At 35.9% G+C, this 15,616-nt stretch carries 18 protein-coding genes and 2 pseudogenes; 1 reads left to right on the top strand and 19 read right to left on the bottom strand.

Going from position 1 to position 15,616, the window contains the following annotated elements; all coding sequences use genetic code 11:
- Nucleotides 1-72: 72 nt before the first annotated feature.
- From BWGOE10_RS09835 to BWGOE10_RS09755, 18 genes and pseudogenes are all read right to left on the bottom strand, one after another.
- Entirely contained in the window at nucleotides 73-618 is a 546-nt protein-coding gene (locus BWGOE10_RS09835) for a MarR family winged helix-turn-helix transcriptional regulator (RefSeq protein ID WP_070142108.1), read from the bottom strand.
- 146 nt (nucleotides 619-764) lie between these two features.
- Nucleotides 765-998, bottom strand: a pseudogene (locus BWGOE10_RS09830) (HAD-IIB family hydrolase); the annotation flags it as partial.
- 12 nt (nucleotides 999-1,010) lie between these two features.
- Nucleotides 1,011-1,601 (bottom strand): histidine phosphatase family protein, encoded by a 591-nt coding sequence (locus BWGOE10_RS09825; protein ID WP_070142104.1) that lies wholly within the window; start codon nucleotides 1,599-1,601, stop codon nucleotides 1,011-1,013.
- A gap of 118 nt (nucleotides 1,602-1,719) precedes the next feature.
- Complete coding sequence (locus BWGOE10_RS09820; protein WP_070142102.1) at nucleotides 1,720-1,914, bottom strand: 4-oxalocrotonate tautomerase; 195 nt, start codon at nucleotides 1,912-1,914, stop codon at nucleotides 1,720-1,722.
- A gap of 21 nt (nucleotides 1,915-1,935) precedes the next feature.
- Complete coding sequence (locus BWGOE10_RS09815) at nucleotides 1,936-2,724, bottom strand: 2-keto-4-pentenoate hydratase (RefSeq protein WP_070142100.1); 789 nt, start codon at nucleotides 2,722-2,724, stop codon at nucleotides 1,936-1,938.
- A 3-nt stretch (nucleotides 2,725-2,727) separates the two neighbouring features.
- Nucleotides 2,728-3,753, bottom strand: a complete 1,026-nt coding sequence (gene dmpG / locus BWGOE10_RS09810; protein ID WP_070142098.1) for a 4-hydroxy-2-oxovalerate aldolase — start codon at nucleotides 3,751-3,753, stop codon at nucleotides 2,728-2,730.
- Nucleotides 3,740-4,639, bottom strand: coding sequence for an acetaldehyde dehydrogenase (acetylating) (locus BWGOE10_RS09805; RefSeq protein ID WP_070142096.1), 900 nt, complete (start codon nucleotides 4,637-4,639; stop codon nucleotides 3,740-3,742). The genes dmpG and BWGOE10_RS09805 overlap by 14 nt, the downstream gene beginning before the upstream one ends.
- 29 nt (nucleotides 4,640-4,668) lie before the next feature.
- Nucleotides 4,669-5,442, bottom strand: a complete 774-nt coding sequence (locus tag BWGOE10_RS09800; protein ID WP_070168323.1) for a 2-keto-4-pentenoate hydratase — start codon at nucleotides 5,440-5,442, stop codon at nucleotides 4,669-4,671.
- Between the two features lie 127 nt (nucleotides 5,443-5,569).
- The gene (locus tag BWGOE10_RS09795) at nucleotides 5,570-7,039 is read right to left on the bottom strand and encodes an aldehyde dehydrogenase (protein ID WP_070142090.1); all 1,470 of its coding nucleotides are present in this window, start codon (nucleotides 7,037-7,039) and stop codon (nucleotides 5,570-5,572) included.
- Nucleotides 7,040-7,051: 12 nt separating this feature from the next.
- Nucleotides 7,052-7,510 (bottom strand): RidA family protein, encoded by a 459-nt coding sequence (locus BWGOE10_RS09790; RefSeq protein ID WP_070142088.1) that lies wholly within the window; start codon nucleotides 7,508-7,510, stop codon nucleotides 7,052-7,054.
- Nucleotides 7,488-8,525 (bottom strand): amidohydrolase family protein, encoded by a 1,038-nt coding sequence (locus tag BWGOE10_RS09785; RefSeq protein WP_070142086.1) that lies wholly within the window; start codon nucleotides 8,523-8,525, stop codon nucleotides 7,488-7,490. The genes BWGOE10_RS09790 and BWGOE10_RS09785 overlap by 23 nt, the downstream gene beginning before the upstream one ends.
- On the bottom strand, nucleotides 8,510-9,049 hold the full coding sequence (gene nbaC / locus BWGOE10_RS09780; RefSeq protein ID WP_070142084.1) for a 3-hydroxyanthranilate 3,4-dioxygenase: 540 nt from the start codon (nucleotides 9,047-9,049) through the stop codon (nucleotides 8,510-8,512). The genes BWGOE10_RS09785 and nbaC overlap by 16 nt, the downstream gene beginning before the upstream one ends.
- A gap of 28 nt (nucleotides 9,050-9,077) precedes the next feature.
- On the bottom strand, nucleotides 9,078-9,626 hold the full coding sequence (locus tag BWGOE10_RS09775; RefSeq protein WP_070142082.1) for an FAD synthetase family protein: 549 nt from the start codon (nucleotides 9,624-9,626) through the stop codon (nucleotides 9,078-9,080).
- A 16-nt stretch (nucleotides 9,627-9,642) separates the two neighbouring features.
- Complete coding sequence (locus BWGOE10_RS09770) at nucleotides 9,643-10,389, bottom strand: IclR family transcriptional regulator (RefSeq protein ID WP_070142080.1); 747 nt, start codon at nucleotides 10,387-10,389, stop codon at nucleotides 9,643-9,645.
- A 149-nt stretch (nucleotides 10,390-10,538) separates the two neighbouring features.
- Nucleotides 10,539-12,011, bottom strand: coding sequence for a 4-hydroxyphenylacetate 3-hydroxylase family protein (locus BWGOE10_RS09765; RefSeq protein ID WP_070142079.1), 1,473 nt, complete (start codon nucleotides 12,009-12,011; stop codon nucleotides 10,539-10,541).
- 172 nt (nucleotides 12,012-12,183) lie between these two features.
- A pseudogene (locus BWGOE10_RS29755) lies at nucleotides 12,184-12,393 on the bottom strand (stage II sporulation protein P); the annotation flags it as partial.
- A 193-nt stretch (nucleotides 12,394-12,586) separates the two neighbouring features.
- Nucleotides 12,587-13,549, bottom strand: coding sequence for an SPFH domain-containing protein (locus tag BWGOE10_RS09760; protein ID WP_070142077.1), 963 nt, complete (start codon nucleotides 13,547-13,549; stop codon nucleotides 12,587-12,589).
- Between the two features lie 2 nt (nucleotides 13,550-13,551).
- Nucleotides 13,552-13,980 (bottom strand): NfeD family protein, encoded by a 429-nt coding sequence (locus BWGOE10_RS09755; protein WP_002012470.1) that lies wholly within the window; start codon nucleotides 13,978-13,980, stop codon nucleotides 13,552-13,554.
- 305 nt (nucleotides 13,981-14,285) lie between these two features.
- On the opposite strand from BWGOE10_RS09755, the gene BWGOE10_RS09750 reads away from it, so the two are divergent.
- Nucleotides 14,286-15,464, top strand: a complete 1,179-nt coding sequence (locus tag BWGOE10_RS09750) for an MFS transporter (protein WP_070142094.1) — start codon at nucleotides 14,286-14,288, stop codon at nucleotides 15,462-15,464.
- Nucleotides 15,465-15,527: 63 nt separating this feature from the next.
- Here the strand turns inward: BWGOE10_RS09750 and BWGOE10_RS33965 are convergent, their stop codons facing one another.
- A complete protein-coding gene (locus BWGOE10_RS33965) occupies nucleotides 15,528-15,611 on the bottom strand; it encodes a hypothetical protein (protein WP_367890491.1) in 84 nt (27 codons plus the stop codon).
- Between the last annotated feature and the right edge of the window lie 5 nt (nucleotides 15,612-15,616).

Below are 15,616 nucleotides of genomic sequence, written 5' to 3'. Positions count from 1 at the left end.
TTAGCTAGACATATAATAAGGTAACCTAATTATATGTTCAAATAAATAAGTTGACTCTCACAATCAACTTATTTATCTACCTTCTCCTAATTTCACCTGCATAGTTACTTGCATTTTATTTAATAGCTTCTCTAAAACTTGACGCTCTTCTTGATTAAAGTCATCGACTAATGAAGCACATGAGGACCAAAAAGTTGGTAAAGAATGCGTAACTAGTTCTTTTCCTTTTGGAGTAATTTTCACCTTTAATCTTCTTCGATCTTCAGAATGATGGAATCTTACGATTAACTCTCGTTTCTCCATCCAATCTAATAAGCCAGTGACAGAAGCACGTGTAATCCCTAATCGACTCGCAATATCCGAAGGACTCATGTTCACTTCTTCCCCATTCGATTCCATTTCACGCAAAATAAACAACAGTAAAAAATCTAATTTACTTTCCGAAATACCAAGCGGAGCTAAATCTACGTCAACTGCATCTAGAACATTATCAGACGTCCATAACATTAACAAACCGATTTTTGCTGCGATTGGATCCGTATCCGCTGATGCTGTCTTTTTTATTAACTCTGCATAAGGCTCAATCCCTAAAGGAAGAGCACCTTTTTTTGAATCCATTCATCTTCACTCTCCTTTCCCCTTAAATAATTAGCTTACCTAACTACTTTTCATTATACTCACATTCTTCCTTTTATTGCAAGAATATTATTAGACAAAAAAATCCTGTTATTAAACAGGATCTCTACACTGACTAGCTATTATTTTTAAATAATCCCAAACTCTTTTAAAGCAAAAGCAATACCGCCTTCACTTGATTTCTTTGTGACGAAATCTGCTCTTGTTTTTAACTCTTCTCCGCCATTCCCCATCGCAATTCCCAGTCCTACATACTGTAACATCTCAACATCATTTCCACCGTCACCAAAAGCAATTGCTTCTGATTTACAAATTTTCAGATGTTCCAATACCTTTTGAATTGCAGTTAGCTTCACAACTTTGTACATAGCTACTTACATTCCATCCAAATGATTTGTATCATTTATAAAATGAACAGTTTTCTGTTTATCCGTAAGTTCAATCAAACTAATTCCCGTATCTCCCATTTTAAAATAATAGTCCATGCTAATTGGCATTTGGAAAAACGCTCGTAAAATACTATTTATTACACCACCGTGTGCAACGATTGCAATTCGTTCATATGTATTCTCTGTCACGATTTTTGAAAAGATTCCTTCTATTCTCATTCGAAATTCAATAAATGATTCTCCGTTTTCAAAACGATCATGGAGAAATTTTGGCTCTGGATATTTTTTCGCTTCTTCAAAGGATAAACCGGCTTGTACTCCATTATTAAACTCCATTAATTCTTCTTCTAGTTGAATTGGGCATCCGATTTCTTCCGCTAATGTTTCAGCCGTTTCTCGAGCACGTTTTAATGTGCTTGCCCAAATAAAATCTGGTGGAAAGTCCGCTTTCACTTTCTGTACAAGTCTTTGTACTTGCTGTCTTCCCTTTTCTGTTAATTCAAAGTCAGCTCGACCTTCATGTACATTTAAGATATCAGCTTCTGATTCACCGTGGCGTATTAGTAGTATTTGCATGTTTCTTCCCCCTTATCTCCTTTAAACCAAAACTAAATTTTAACATATTATTAAAACTTTTCAAAATAATAAAAGCAATCTCCATTCCTAAAAGAATGAACATTGCTTTTATTACCAACTATTTTTCATCTAAACTAGCTTTCGGTCTTCCTCCTACTCCCCAATGTGAACTAGGTATCTCATTTACTAAAACACGTACACGCCCAACATCTACATCTAAATTTTTTGCAACTGCCTCTGTAACACCCGAGATAAGATTTTGAATTTGTTCTTGTCTTCTACCTTCTATAATTTGAATTTGTATAATTGGCATTTCTATCTCTCTCTTTTCTATTTATTCACAAAACATCGCTACACTTCCTAAACCATCAAATTGTGCAATAATAGAATCTCCTGCTTTAAATACAATAGCTTCTGATAATGCTCCACTTAATACGATATCACCTTTTTTCAATCCTTCATTTTGTAAACCAAGTTTATTTACCGCCCATGCGATCGCCTCTGCTGGATGTCCTAGTACAGCTGCTCCTGTTCCAGTCGTAGCAATCTTACCATTCTTCGACATAACCATCCCTACATTAGCTAGTTCTATTTCTTTAACATCAATCCATTTACTTCCTAATAAAAACTTTGAAGAGGAACAATTATCTGCTATTACATCAGGTAATGTAAATTTAAAATTTAAATACCTGCTATCAATAATCTCTAAAGCTGGAGCGACATATTTTGTTGCCTGTAATACCTCATCGGCTGTAACATTCGTCCCTTGTAAATCCTCTCCTATTAAAAAAGCGATCTCTGGCTCTACTTTTGGATGAATCAATGTTTCGTATTGCAAGGGCTCCCATTCGAACGCTAACATATCATCCAACAAATATCCGTAAATCGCTTCATCAATACCCATCATTTGTTGTTTTGCCTTACTCGTTAATCCAAGTTTTACACCAACTCTTTTAGTACCTTCCTTCATTTTTTGTTCAATTAAACATTTTTGCACTCTATAAGCATCATCCACCGTTAAATCAGGATGCTTATCCGTTACTTTTACTACTTCCTTCCTATTCTTTTCGGCTTGAAGTAAATATTCAACAATTTCTATATCGGCCCCTTTTACTAACTTCATTTTTTACACCCCCGTTTTTATTTTTGCTAATTCTGCTGCTACATCTAAAATCATATCCTCTTGTCCTCCAACTACTTTTCTTTTCCCGAGTTCTATTAAAATATCACGGGCGTCTACATTAAAGCGCTTTGCCGCTCTTTCAGCATGTAATAAAAAGCTAGAATATACCCCAGCATATCCCATTACTAGACTGCCTTTTTGAATTTCTTGCGGTCCCGGCAATAACGGAGCGACAACTTCTTCCGCTAAGTCCATCATCTTATACAAATCTATATCTAGTTCATATCCCATACGATCTAAAACAGCGAGCAATACTTCTGTTTGAGCATTTCCCGCCCCTGCTCCAAGACACCGCACGCTTCCATCAATACGTGTTGCTCCCTCTTCAATTGCTGCAACTGTATTTGCTACCGCGACAGAAAGATTGTTATGACCATGAAAGCCAATTTCAACCTTTAATGATTTTCGCAATGCACGAATACGTTCACGTACTTCATGGGGTAATAAAGATCCCGCAGAGTCTGTTACATAAACCGCTTGAGCTCCATATTCCTCCATAAGCTTTGCTTGTTCTACTAGTTTTTCAACTGGTGCAGAATGAGCCATCATTAAAAAACCGCACACTTCCATACCTAATTCTCGAGCAAAATGAATATGTTGAGCTGAAACATCCGCTTCTGTTACATGGGTTGCTACACGAACAAGTTTCGCACCAATATTTGCAGCTTGCTTTAATTCATGGATCGTTCCAATACCAGGAATTAACAAAACAGCTACTTTAGCTTGCTTACACTCATCTACCGCTGCTTCAATCAGCTTCATCTCGTTAACTAACGACTTTCCATACTGTAATGTGGAGCCTCCTAAACCGTCTCCATGACTTACTTCGATATAATGCATACCAGCCTCATCTAATGCCCTTGTTACAGATCGAACTTGCTCTTCTGTAAATTGGTGTTTCATTACATGGCTTCCATCACGTAAACAAACTTCCGTTATTTTAATTGGCAATTCACTATTTCGCCTCATTCATTACACCTCTTTTCTTCTCCGAAATGATTTGCTCTGCAAATTCTTCACCTACTTTTAATGCCGCCGCTGTCATAATATCTAAATTACCGGCATAAGGAGGAAAATAATCTCCAGCTCCTTCAACCTCTAAAAATACAGTTACACGATTCCCATCAAACATCGGCTCTTGTTTTAAAGAATAACCTGGAACATACGTCCTAACTACTTCAACCATCTTTTGAATCGCTTCTTGGATAGAAGCCTCATCCATATACTTAACTTCACAATATACTGTATCTCTCATTAATATAGGAGGCTCTGCAGGGTTTAATATAATGAGTGCTTTCCCGTAATCTGCCCCTCCAATTTCTTCAATTCCACGCCTCGTTGTAATTGTAAATTCATCAATATTTGCCCTTGTACCTGGACCTGCACTTAAACTTGAAATTGTAGCAACTATCTCTGCATATGTAACATTTGCTACTTCATTAATAGCATGAACAATCGGAATCGTTGCTTGTCCCCCGCACGTAATCATATTAACGTTTTGCTTATCTACAAAATTATTATTTTGTATAGCAGGGCAAACGAACGGCCCACATGCAGCAGGTGTTAAGTCGATTACTATTTTTCCAAGCTCTCCTAATACTTTTGCATGATAACTATGTGCTTTAGCTGAAGTTGCATCAAATACAATATCAGCTAAACTTGGATTATCAATAATTGCTTGTATTCCATTATCAAAAACCTTGTACCCCGCTTCTTTTGCTCGCTTTAAACCATCCGATTCCGAATCTATTCCAATCATGGCATTCAGCTCTATGACTTCACTTTTTCTTAATTTATACATTAAATCCGTGCCAATATTACCTGATCCAATAATAGCTACCTTTACTTTCTCCACATCTATCCCCCCTTTTTCAATCCTTTAATCTATATGAAGGTAACAGAAACCGAACCTAGTGAACCAAAATCAGCTTGAATACTATCTTTACTATTTACTGAGACTGCACCAGATAACGCACCCGGTAAAATTAACTCCCCTGCTTTTAATCCAATATTAAATTCATGAAGTTTATTAGCTAACCAAGCAACAGCTTGCGCAGGATGCCCTAATGCAGCCGCACCAGCTCCCGTTGCAATTAAACTATTATTCTTATAAAGTGTCATTCCTGTTGTACGTAAATCTACTTTATCAACGCTAGAGAATGTATCACCAATTACAACTTTTGCCGATGATCCATTATCCGCCACTGTATCAGCAAGCCGAATTTTCCAATCAGCAATTCGACTATCAATAATTTCAAGTGTAGGCACTACATATTTCGTCGCCATTAGTACGTCAACATATGTAATACTAGGCCCATTTAAGTCTTCTGCTAAAACAAACCCTATTTCTGCTTCTATTTTGGGAGATACAAAGGAACTTATTGAAATTTCACTACCATTTTCTATCTTCATATCATCTAGTAAATGTCCATAATCCGGTTCATTTACCCCAAGCATCTGCTGCATCGCAACACTCGTAAGTCCAACTTTCTTTCCAATTACACAACGCCCATTCTCCAACTTTCTTTCTACTACTTCAAGCTGAATATTATAAGCATCCTCAACAGATAAATTAGCATATCTCTCAGTAAAAGGAGGTATCCCTACTCGTGAATTTTCAGCTTGTAATAGTTCATCAACTAATTCTTTAATTAACAATTGCTTTCACCTCATTTTTTAAATTTATATATCCCCAATCAATGACATTATAACTAGCCCCCACCTAACTATTTTATTTCCATAAATGTCAGATGGGAGCTTTGAACTTTAAGTTAAAACATCACCTTTATAATTTCATCGTAACTGTCTTAGCTTCCGTATAAAATTCGAAACTATGACGTCCACCTTCTCTACCAATCCCACTCGCCTTCGAACCGCCAAATGGAGTACGTAAATCTCGAACATACCAACAATTAATCCATAGTAAGCCTGAATCGATTTGTGAAACCACTCGTTGCGCTCGTCTAAGATCATTTGTCCAAACAACTCCAGCTAGTCCATAAATGGAATCATTCGCAATGCGAATTGCATCCTCTTCCGTTTTAAATGGAATAACAACTAGAACTGGGCCAAATATCTCTTCTTGCGCTACGCGCATACTATTATCGACATCATATAGAATAGTAGGTTCATAAAAATTCCCTTCTATTAAACTTTCAACTCTTTTTCCACCATAGGCTAATTTTGCACCTTCCGAAATTCCTATTTCTACGTAACGATCAACTGTTTCTAAATGAGATTTTGATACAAGCGCTCCCATATCTGTATCTTCAGAAAGAGGATCTCCAACTTTTATTCTTTTTACAGCCGCTACAAATTTCTCTAAAAACTTTTCATATACACTTTCTTGCACAAGTAATCTTGAACCAGCTAAACAAATTTCTCCTTGGTTCCGATAAATAGCTTCAATCGATCCTTGTACCGCTTCATCTAAATCTGCATCTTCAAATACGATATTTGCTGATTTACCCCCTAATTCTAATGAAACAGGTATTAAGTTTTCTGATGCATTACGCATAATTGTTTTTCCTGTATTACTTTCTCCAACAAATGAAATTCTTCTTACAGCTGGATGTGTTGTCATTTGTGTCCCAACAGTATTTCCTGGACCTGTAATAATATTAAGTACACCTGGAGGTAGTCCTGCATCATTTGCAATTTCACCGAGCATAACTGCACTTAAAGGCGTATAGGAGGCTGGTTTGACAACAACAGTATTACCAGAAGCAAGTGCAGCTGATGCTTTCCACGTCATTTGCATAAATGGCAAATTCCAAGGAATGATTAAACTAGTCACTCCCGCGGGAGCATACTTTGCATATGACATAAAGTTATGTTTGTCATAATGCTCATGCACCATATATTTAGCCATTTCAGCAAAGAAGCGAAAATTATGAGCCGAACGTGGTATATCGAATCCTTTACTTTCTTTAATTGGTTTTCCAACATCAAGAGTTTCTATATACGCTAGTTCATCCACTCTTTCCATAATCAAATCCGACATTTTGCATAAAATATTCGATCGCTCTTCCACAGGCATTTTACTCCAAATACCGCTTTTAAATGTACGTTCTGCCACATCAATTGCTCTTTTTGTGTCCTCTTCATTTGCCTTTGCAATAGAAGCTAGCTTTCTGTTCGTCGCTGGATTGAACGTATCAAACGTTTCGCCAGATATGGAATCCACATATTGTCCATCAATAAACAATTTCGCATCTTTTACTTTCATTTTGTCAGCTAATAATTCTTTGTTCACCTTCCTTACCTCCTACTCCTCAATTTCTAAAACCATCTCAATTTCAATTGTTGTGTTATTAGGTAATTGAGCCATACCGACTGCTGAGCGAGCATGTTTTCCCTTTTCCCCAAAAATATCTACTAATAAATCAGATGCCCCGTTCATTACTTTTGGCTGATTGATAAAATCTTCCGTACTATTTACAAAACCAAGCAGCTTTACAACTCGTTTCACCTTATTTAAATCACCTAATTCGTTTCTCACAACACTTAATAAATTCAACATTGATTGTCTTGCTGCTTTATATCCTTCATCAATTGAAATATCCTTGCCTAATTTCCCGTGATACTCATCTACACCTTGTCCAGCAGTAAATAATAAATTACCTACTTTTACACAACTAACATAGTTCCCAACTGCTGGGCGAATAGCTGGTAGTGTAATTCCTAACTCACTTAGTTTGTCCTCAGGTGTTTGTACTCTCTGCATATGCTACACCTCGTTTTTTTATATCAATATTTAAAAATCCCGCTGCATTTCCCCCAAGCATTGCTGCCTTTTGTTCCTCCGATAAACCGACTGTTTCATCAATCACTTTGCCTGGATCAATTTCTCGCAATAAAAATGGATAATCCGAACCCATGAAAATCTTTTCATGTCCAAATCTTTCAATCATATATTTCAAATTAATAGGATCATAATTTAAAGAATCAAAATAAAATTTCTTTGCATAATAACTAGGAGGATGTGTAGTCAAACGTAAATGAGGCCATACTTTCCAGCCTTGATCTAATCTTGGCAAAATATACGGAAAAGATCCGCCGCCATGCGCAAAACAAACCTTTAGCCGTGGAAACTTTTCCATTATCCCACTGCATATTAGGGTAGCTGCCGCAAGTGCTGTTTCACTTGGCATCCCGACTGTATACATAAAATTATGGTGAGGCATTCTATCGCGCCCTAATGTTTCCCATGGATGAATAAAAATCGGAACTTGCCACTTTTCGGCCATTCGAAAGAATTCAATAAACGATGGATTATCTAAATTTTTCCCATTTACGTTTGTGCCAATTTCAATACCATGTAAATTTAATTCCGTTATACAACGCTCCATTTCACGAATTGCAGTTTCTCCATCTTGCATCGGAACCGTTCCTAACCCTACAAAACGATCTGGATGTGCTAAAACTGTTTCTGCAATAAAATCATTTTGAATACGTGCCATGCTTTCAGCTTCCTCTGGTTTTGCCCAATACGAAAATGTAACAGGGATTGGCGATAAAACTTGAATATCTACACCTTCACGGTCCATATCTTCAATTCTTTTCTTAGGGCACCATACTTGGTCTGTCACGTCACGAAAGTTTTTACCTCCAACCATAATACTTGCACCACATGTACAAGTCCGATTTAATATTGGCCAACGACCGCCACCAAACTTCTCTTCAAAATCCGGAAAAGTTTCAGGAATAATATGTGTATGAAAATCTATTCGCACTTCCATTCCTCCACTTCTTCTGGCATAATGTGACCGCAGTTTTTACATGCTCGAATTTCCTTATTTGAATTAAAACTATGAATTGCTTCTTTTACTTGTTTTTCAATATCATTTAATTGAACACGTACACGATGCATTTCATGATTACACTCGTCACAGAACCAAACGAAATCCTCAAGTTCTCCTTGGCTACGTTTTCTTTCAATTACTAGCCCAAATGTGTTAGCAACGCGATGTGGTGAATGTGGTACCATAGCTGGTAGCATAAATACATCCCCTTCTTTTACTGTGACGACTTCCCGCTTACCTTCCTCTGTAATACATTCCACATAACATTCACCTTTAATTTGATAGAAAAATTCATCTGAAGGATCCACATGAAAATCACGTCTTCTATTTGGACCACCTAATATCATGGCGATAAATTCCGAATCTTTCCAAATAACTTTGTTATTTACTGGCGGCTTCAATAACTCCTTATTCTCATCAATCCATTTTAGTAAATTAAAAGATTGCAATGTTTTAGACATATTATTTCCTCCTCTTTATTCCTTCTATTTATATCGTTTTAAAAGACCAACCGAGTAAAGATCTAGACTTTTGCACCTCTCCATGACATACATAATTTCTAATTCTCGTTGAAGATATTCGCTCACCTTCTTCACAGCAAACATCTTTCACTATAGAAATATTGAAATGTACTCTTAGCAGCTCTATATTACCTTCTCGATTTTTTCCGAACCTAAAATCTTGACCAATATAAATGTCTACAGGATTTAGCTTTTTTAAATCTTGAACAAAACAGCTCGCACTTTTTGTTATATATGACTCATCAAACCGAATTACAATCACATGTTCAACACCGAGATTTTGAAGACGTTTCACCTTCTCTTCAATGGGTGTTAATATTTGCGCCCCTTGAAAATAAGAACGTGGTGGTGGATCAAATGTATACACAACATTTGTTATTTTTAATTCCTTTGCCTTCTCAACCGCATTTTTAATAACAGTTTGATGGCCTTTATGTACACCATCAAAAGCACCAATTGAAACAATTGATTTCGTTAATTCAGGTATACACTGCTCATGTATATAAATGATTCTCATCTCTCTTCTTCTAGAGTTAGATTTCTAAATAACCAAATTCCTTTGAAATCAAATTTGCTGTATTCATCACACTTTGAATTATGATTTCACGATTTCTCCCCTGCATATACGATACAGGTCCAACAATATTAAGCGCCGCAATAGTTCTCCCAGTATAAGATCGAATAGGAGCTGCAATCCCATACAATCCATGCTCATTTTCATTATCACTAATTGAATAACCTTGCTTACGAATCATCTGTAACTCTGTCTGAAATTGTTTTACGCAAGTGATTGTATTGGGCGCTCGTGGTAAAAGCCCTTTTTCTGAAGTATATTCTAAGGGAGATGAATTAAATGAAAGCAGTACTTTCCCTGTACTTGTACAATATGCAGGTTCTCTTGATCCAACATGTGTTGAAATTTGAACTGATTCCCTTGATGACACTTTCAAAATAAATACGACATCACCACGATCAAACATACCGATATGCACAGTTCCATTAAAATTTCTTACAAGCTCTTCTACAAGCGGAATTGCTCCACTATAAATCTCTTGCTGAAACATTACTTGGTTTCCCCACTCTAACAATTTCCAACCTAGTCTATATTTTCTTTGCTCATCTTGAATGAGCATTCCTTCTGCACACAACGTACGAACAAGGTGATGAACCGTACTTGCATTCATATTTAGTTTTTCCGCTATTTCAGAATTTCCTAGTACAGGCTCATCACTCGTAAAACAATTTAGAATTTTACAAATTTTACTGATAGAAGCGATCAAATCATTTACCTCCCCTATTCCAGTTAAAGTTCTCTAGTTTTAGATGTTCTTAAAAATATAAGAAGATTTACATCCTAACAGTAAAATTCTTGTTATCATCTGTTGCTCCTTCCTTTTCTAAATAAAAATGTAAGCGCGAACATTTTTATTTAGCTTAAAGCACCTTCTGATGAACTCGATTGCAACGCATTGTTCACTAGAGAAAACGTTTGTTGTTTTTTGTACGCATTATAAAACATTCCCATTTTGCGCACCGGATCTCCAGAATAATAACGCTCATATTGTAATAATCGTTGTCCAAAAGCCTCTCCACATAAATCCCATGCTAATTTAAATAAACGAACTCGTTCTTCAGAAGATACTCCTTCACGCCCAATATAGTATTTTTCCATATCGTCTTGAATTTCGGGATTCATAAAATCTGCACCTGTCGGTGACATTAATAATCCACCAGCACCAATGGTTTGAATAATCTCAATTGCACGCGGATACATTTTAGGTAATAAACTGCGTATTGTATCAAGTGGCAAACTTGCAGGAACAACTTCTCCATATGGATTCGTTTCATATTCATACTCAGCTACTTGTAAGAGCGCACGTATCGTTTCTACATCTTGCATAAGCTCTGCTAACTGGTTTTGAACATTTAAAAAACCATCTACTCCTATCGAATCTGCTAATTTCATAGCTACTTCAGCAGCGAAAGAAAGCTTAACTAATCCTCTTACCCCAGATTGATGCGCTGGTTGATGACCAATTCCGGTTTTAGGATACAATTGATTCCCAGCTTCTATATTTTGATAAATAAATACTTTATCCCATGGGATAAACACATTATGAAATACTAGTAATGCATCCATTTCCTCAAACCTTGATGCAAGTGGATGATCAAATAGAGAACGTTTTCCATCTTGCATTGGCTCACGACAAAGAATTCTTAGTCCTGGTGCATCAATTGGAACTGCAAAAGAGACTGCATGACGTTCATCACCTGGTTTAAAACTCGGATAAGAATATATAATTACTTCGTCTGTAATCGGAGCAAGTGTCGCTAACATTTTAGCACCACTAACATACATCCCTTCCGCTGTTTCACTTACTACACCTAAATGCATCGTTTCATCTTCTTGTTGATGAGAAGCCTTACTCCGATCATTTTGCGGATTAATAATCGCATGTGTTAAAAACAAATCATTATCCCGTATATGCTTATAATAATTTTTTATATTCGCTCCCCATTCTGAATTGAACTTCTCAAAAAACCACGAATTACTTGCCATTGAAGTAACTGTTACATTTAAAAAATCTGGTGTTCTTCCCATTAAACCAAAGGTAGCTTTTGCCCATACTTCAAATAATTCACGACGTGCTTTTAAGTCCTCATAATTTTTTGGCACTAAAAAGGCATTTGAGACCCTTTCCCCTGTCTCTTCGCATATATGAGTAATCTTATCCTGATATTCTGGATTGTGCTGCATATCATATAAGTTAGCAATTTGTAAAATAGGTTCGCGAAAAACATCTTCATTTACTACATCCGTTACTCTTCTCCCGCCAATCCAAATTTCAGGATTTCTTTTTCTTAATCCTTCAATATACTGTTCCCCTGTTCTAATTGCCATTCTTTCCCCTCCAATTTCTCATAATAATATACTAATAAGTTTAGAAACTTCATTAGATGACTGAATTTTCAATCATTATATCAATTTTAATAGATACAATTTCTCTCTTATTTCACATTATGAAATCTTAATAATTTTTTAAGCAACACAAAAAAGAACGGTTTCCCGTCCCTCACCCATTCACTTTCTCCGCATTGTTCCAATAATACTTACTAAGCGCTTCCGTTAACACATCAATCGTATTATATAGTTCATCTAACATATTATCCACACCACCAACTTCAATTAACATTGCGTTTTTAGATAAGTCTTGATTATAAACACCGTCGCCGTCTTTTTTATATTTTGGGAATATCCCTCTACTTAATCCATAATAGTTTTGAATAAATATTTATATAATAAGATTTAATTGTATGTAAAAGTGACGTCACAATCGACGCAATAATAATTACTACTAGTGCATATAGAAAGAGTAACGAGATTAGTTTCTTTATACATGGATATGTACAAGCCTTATGTAATATACGCACAAAAAAAGAGAAATGGCATCCCATTTCTCTTCCTCATTCTTATAGTTATTTTTCTGTATCAGATGAAGGTAATTTCTTCGTTTGTTTCTCTTTAAAGATTTCCCCAATTGCACCAAGGGTACCCAGTGTTTCAATTGCATTAGACGGAATAAAGACTTTATTTGCTGGGCCTTTTGCAACCTCAATCAATGATTCAAATGATTTATAAGCAAGTACGCGCTCATCTAAATCTGCTGCGCGAAGTAATTCAATTCGGTTTTGTTCTGCTTTTGCAATTTCCTCAATCGCTCTTGCTTCCCCTTGCGCTTCTAATTCTTTTGCTTCTTTTAAACCTTCCGCTTCACGAATACGCGCTTCTTTATCCCCTTCAGCCATTAAAATTTTACTTTGTTTTTCCCCTTCAGCACGAAGGACTTTATCTTGTTTTGCTGCTTCAGCTTCTAAAATGATCGCACGTTTATTACGTTCTGCTTTCATTTGTTTTTCCATTGATACTTGCACATCTTTTGGTGGGTTAATATCGACTATTTCGACACGCTCAATACGAACGCCCCATTTTTCTGTCGCTTCGTCAAGTGCTAAACGAATTTCTGTTGAAATTTTTTCACGGCCTGATAATGTTTCATCAAGCTCCATTTTACCAATAATTTGACGCATTGTTGCAGATGTAATATTACGAACACCATATTCATAGTTTGAAATACCATATGTCGCAAGTTCTGGTTCAACAATTTGATAGAAAATAATTGTATCAATTTCTACTTGTACATTATCTTTCGTTATTACCTTTTGTGGTGGTACATTCGTTTGTTGAATACGTAAATCGTGATATACACGAACGCGGTCTACAATTGGGATTAAAATATTTAATCCTGGGTGCATAATCCGTTGAAATTTACCAAACCTTTCAACGACCCCAACTTTTTGCTGAGAAATAATTTTAATTGTCAATGCAACAAATACAACGATAATCAATGCGAAAATAATCGTTAACGTTAGTGCTACCATATTTATTCACTCTCCTTTTTCACTTGTAAAATAGTACTATGCCTCTGTATAACAACGACTTTTTCTCCAGCATCAATAGGAGTATCCGAAATAGCTGTCCAAGTATCTCCATCCACTTTCACAATACCGTTCACTTCACTTGTAATCGTTTGCATAACGATTCCCTTTTTACCAACAAGTTTATCTACAGTATCAGTAAAACCTTTTGCTTCTCGAAAGTTTTTTGAAATTCTTTTCGTAAAGAAAGTCAATGTTAAACTTACAATCGCACCAACGACAACTTGTAAAAATAGTGCATCAGGGGCAAATAAGGCAATAAGACCTCCGACAACAGCTCCAATTCCAAGCCAAAGCATGTAAAACGTAATCGACAACATTTCTGCAATAAATAAAATACCCGCTATTATAAACCAAATCACCCATCCAGCCATATGCAACCCTCACTTTCTTTCTCATTTTCTATATGTATATGAAGAAAAGAATGGTTTATCCGCCCTATTCACACAGAGGGCGTTTGCTACAAGCTATTATATGTATTCGCTGTTACAACAAGCATTAATAAAATACTATATTAATATATTCTTCATTATACATGAAAATCCCTTTCAAAAAATGACAAAAAATTTAATTCTTTCAAAAACGTAATTTTCTGATTATAATCAAAAAAGCATTATTGATTTGGAAGGTGGTATTTTTATTGCGGAATTGTTCACTTACTTACTATTTAGGCTCCAAAATGTGTATTACCCTTGCTGATATTGTATACATAATGATTATTACAACTCACATCTATATCACAACTAAATCAGCTACAATTACTGCTCTTTTTCCATTATTACAAGTGATCACAAATCTTATCGCGAACACTTCTGCACCACTTATAATGAATCGGTTTCCATCTTATTCATTGCTATATACTCTGCAATGGATTAAAACAGCTCTTTTAATATTGTTAATGATATTATTTCCTATTCTATCAACAAACATTTCTGCTCTTTTAACTTTTGTTATTTTCATTTCATTATGTAGTGGATGGAGCGCTCCTCTACTATACGCCGTTATCCCGCGCTTAACACCACAAGAAAAATTAGTAAAAGTAAATAGTGTCTTTTCCTTTTCAACACAAATTATACAAGCCGCCGCATACTCATTTACAAGTATAATTGTTCTTCTCATTGGCGTTACTTCGACACTCATGATTAATAACATATTGATGATTTTCGGATGTATTACATTACACCTTTCATTACAATCTATACAAGCTGAACGAGTAGCAGAACCCACTTCTTCGAAAACTACTGCATTATTAGAAGGGTGGAAACTGTTATTTCAACACCCGTCTCTGCGCATCGTTACACTTATGGACTTAATTGAAACTTTCGCAGGGACAATATGGATCGGTGCTATTACGATGGCATATGTAACGACTGTTCTACATAAGGGAGAAGAATGGTGGGGATATATTAATACAAGTTATTATGTCGGAACATTAATTGGCGGGATAATAGCATGGAAAATGAGTACATATATTCAAAACAATTTAATACGATCCATGGCGTTAGGCTCTCTTATGTTTAGCATTCTTACGTTTCTATATGGCGTTACAAGCAACTCATTTATTGCTCTATTTCTTTGTATTCTAATGGGACCTTGTTATCAAATTAGAGATATTTCTCAAACGACAGTCCTTCAATCAAGTGTCTCTCCTTCTTTATTATCAAAGATGTATACAGCCCATGGTGCACTTCTCTCGACAGCTTCTGGCCTTTCTATGCTTAGCGTTGGAATTATTACTGATACTTTCGGTGTTCGTACTATTTATATCATCGCTTCTTTTCTTATTTTATGTTCTGCTTGTTTGTCTTTTAGCTTATTAAAATATCAGAAGACAGAGAAGAAAGATATTTCATTTTAATCTATAAAGCCAAAAGGACAGGGTTTGGACTTATCCCCGTCAAGTAGACAACTGTAAAAAAGACTATGCAGCCATCGAAATTCGATATTCGATCGGAGCTCGATGATTGAGTCGTTTTTGGAATCGTTTGTAGTTATAATGATAGATGTATG

It is taken from the genome of Bacillus mycoides (assembly GCF_001757995.1).
In the GTDB taxonomy this organism is placed as follows: domain Bacteria; phylum Bacillota; class Bacilli; order Bacillales; family Bacillaceae_G; genus Bacillus_A; species Bacillus_A mycoides_B.
Note: the sequence above shows the minus strand (reverse complement) of the source record. Positions and strands in the feature narration are given on the sequence as shown.

Excerpts from the sequence above, each read along its gene's own strand:
- BWGOE10_RS09825 (WP_070142104.1), bottom strand. The coding sequence starts at position 1,601 with ATGCAAATACTACTAATACGCCACGGTGAATCAGAAGCTGATATCTTA.
- BWGOE10_RS09790 (WP_070142088.1), bottom strand. The coding sequence starts at position 7,510 with ATGCAGAGAGTACAAACACCTGAGGACAAACTAAGTGAGTTAGGAATT.
- BWGOE10_RS09760 (WP_070142077.1), bottom strand. The coding sequence starts at position 13,549 with ATGGTAGCACTAACGTTAACGATTATTTTCGCATTGATTATCGTTGTA.
- BWGOE10_RS09785 (WP_070142086.1), bottom strand. The coding sequence starts at position 8,525 with ATGGAAGTGCGAATAGATTTTCATACACATATTATTCCTGAAACTTTT.
- BWGOE10_RS09815 (WP_070142100.1), bottom strand. The coding sequence starts at position 2,724 with ATGAAGTTAGTAAAAGGGGCCGATATAGAAATTGTTGAATATTTACTT.
- BWGOE10_RS09820 (WP_070142102.1), bottom strand. The coding sequence starts at position 1,914 with ATGCCAATTATACAAATTCAAATTATAGAAGGTAGAAGACAAGAACAA.
- BWGOE10_RS09755 (WP_002012470.1), bottom strand. The coding sequence starts at position 13,980 with ATGGCTGGATGGGTGATTTGGTTTATAATAGCGGGTATTTTATTTATT.
- dmpG (WP_070142098.1), bottom strand. The coding sequence starts at position 3,753 with ATGAGGCGAAATAGTGAATTGCCAATTAAAATAACGGAAGTTTGTTTA.
- BWGOE10_RS09765 (WP_070142079.1), bottom strand. The coding sequence starts at position 12,011 with ATGGCAATTAGAACAGGGGAACAGTATATTGAAGGATTAAGAAAAAGA.
- BWGOE10_RS09775 (WP_070142082.1), bottom strand. The coding sequence starts at position 9,626 with ATGAGAATCATTTATATACATGAGCAGTGTATACCTGAATTAACGAAA.
- BWGOE10_RS09835 (WP_070142108.1), bottom strand. The coding sequence starts at position 618 with ATGGATTCAAAAAAAGGTGCTCTTCCTTTAGGGATTGAGCCTTATGCA.
- nbaC (WP_070142084.1), bottom strand. The coding sequence starts at position 9,049 with ATGTCTAAAACATTGCAATCTTTTAATTTACTAAAATGGATTGATGAG.
- BWGOE10_RS09750 (WP_070142094.1), top strand. The coding sequence starts at position 14,286 with ATGTGTATTACCCTTGCTGATATTGTATACATAATGATTATTACAACT.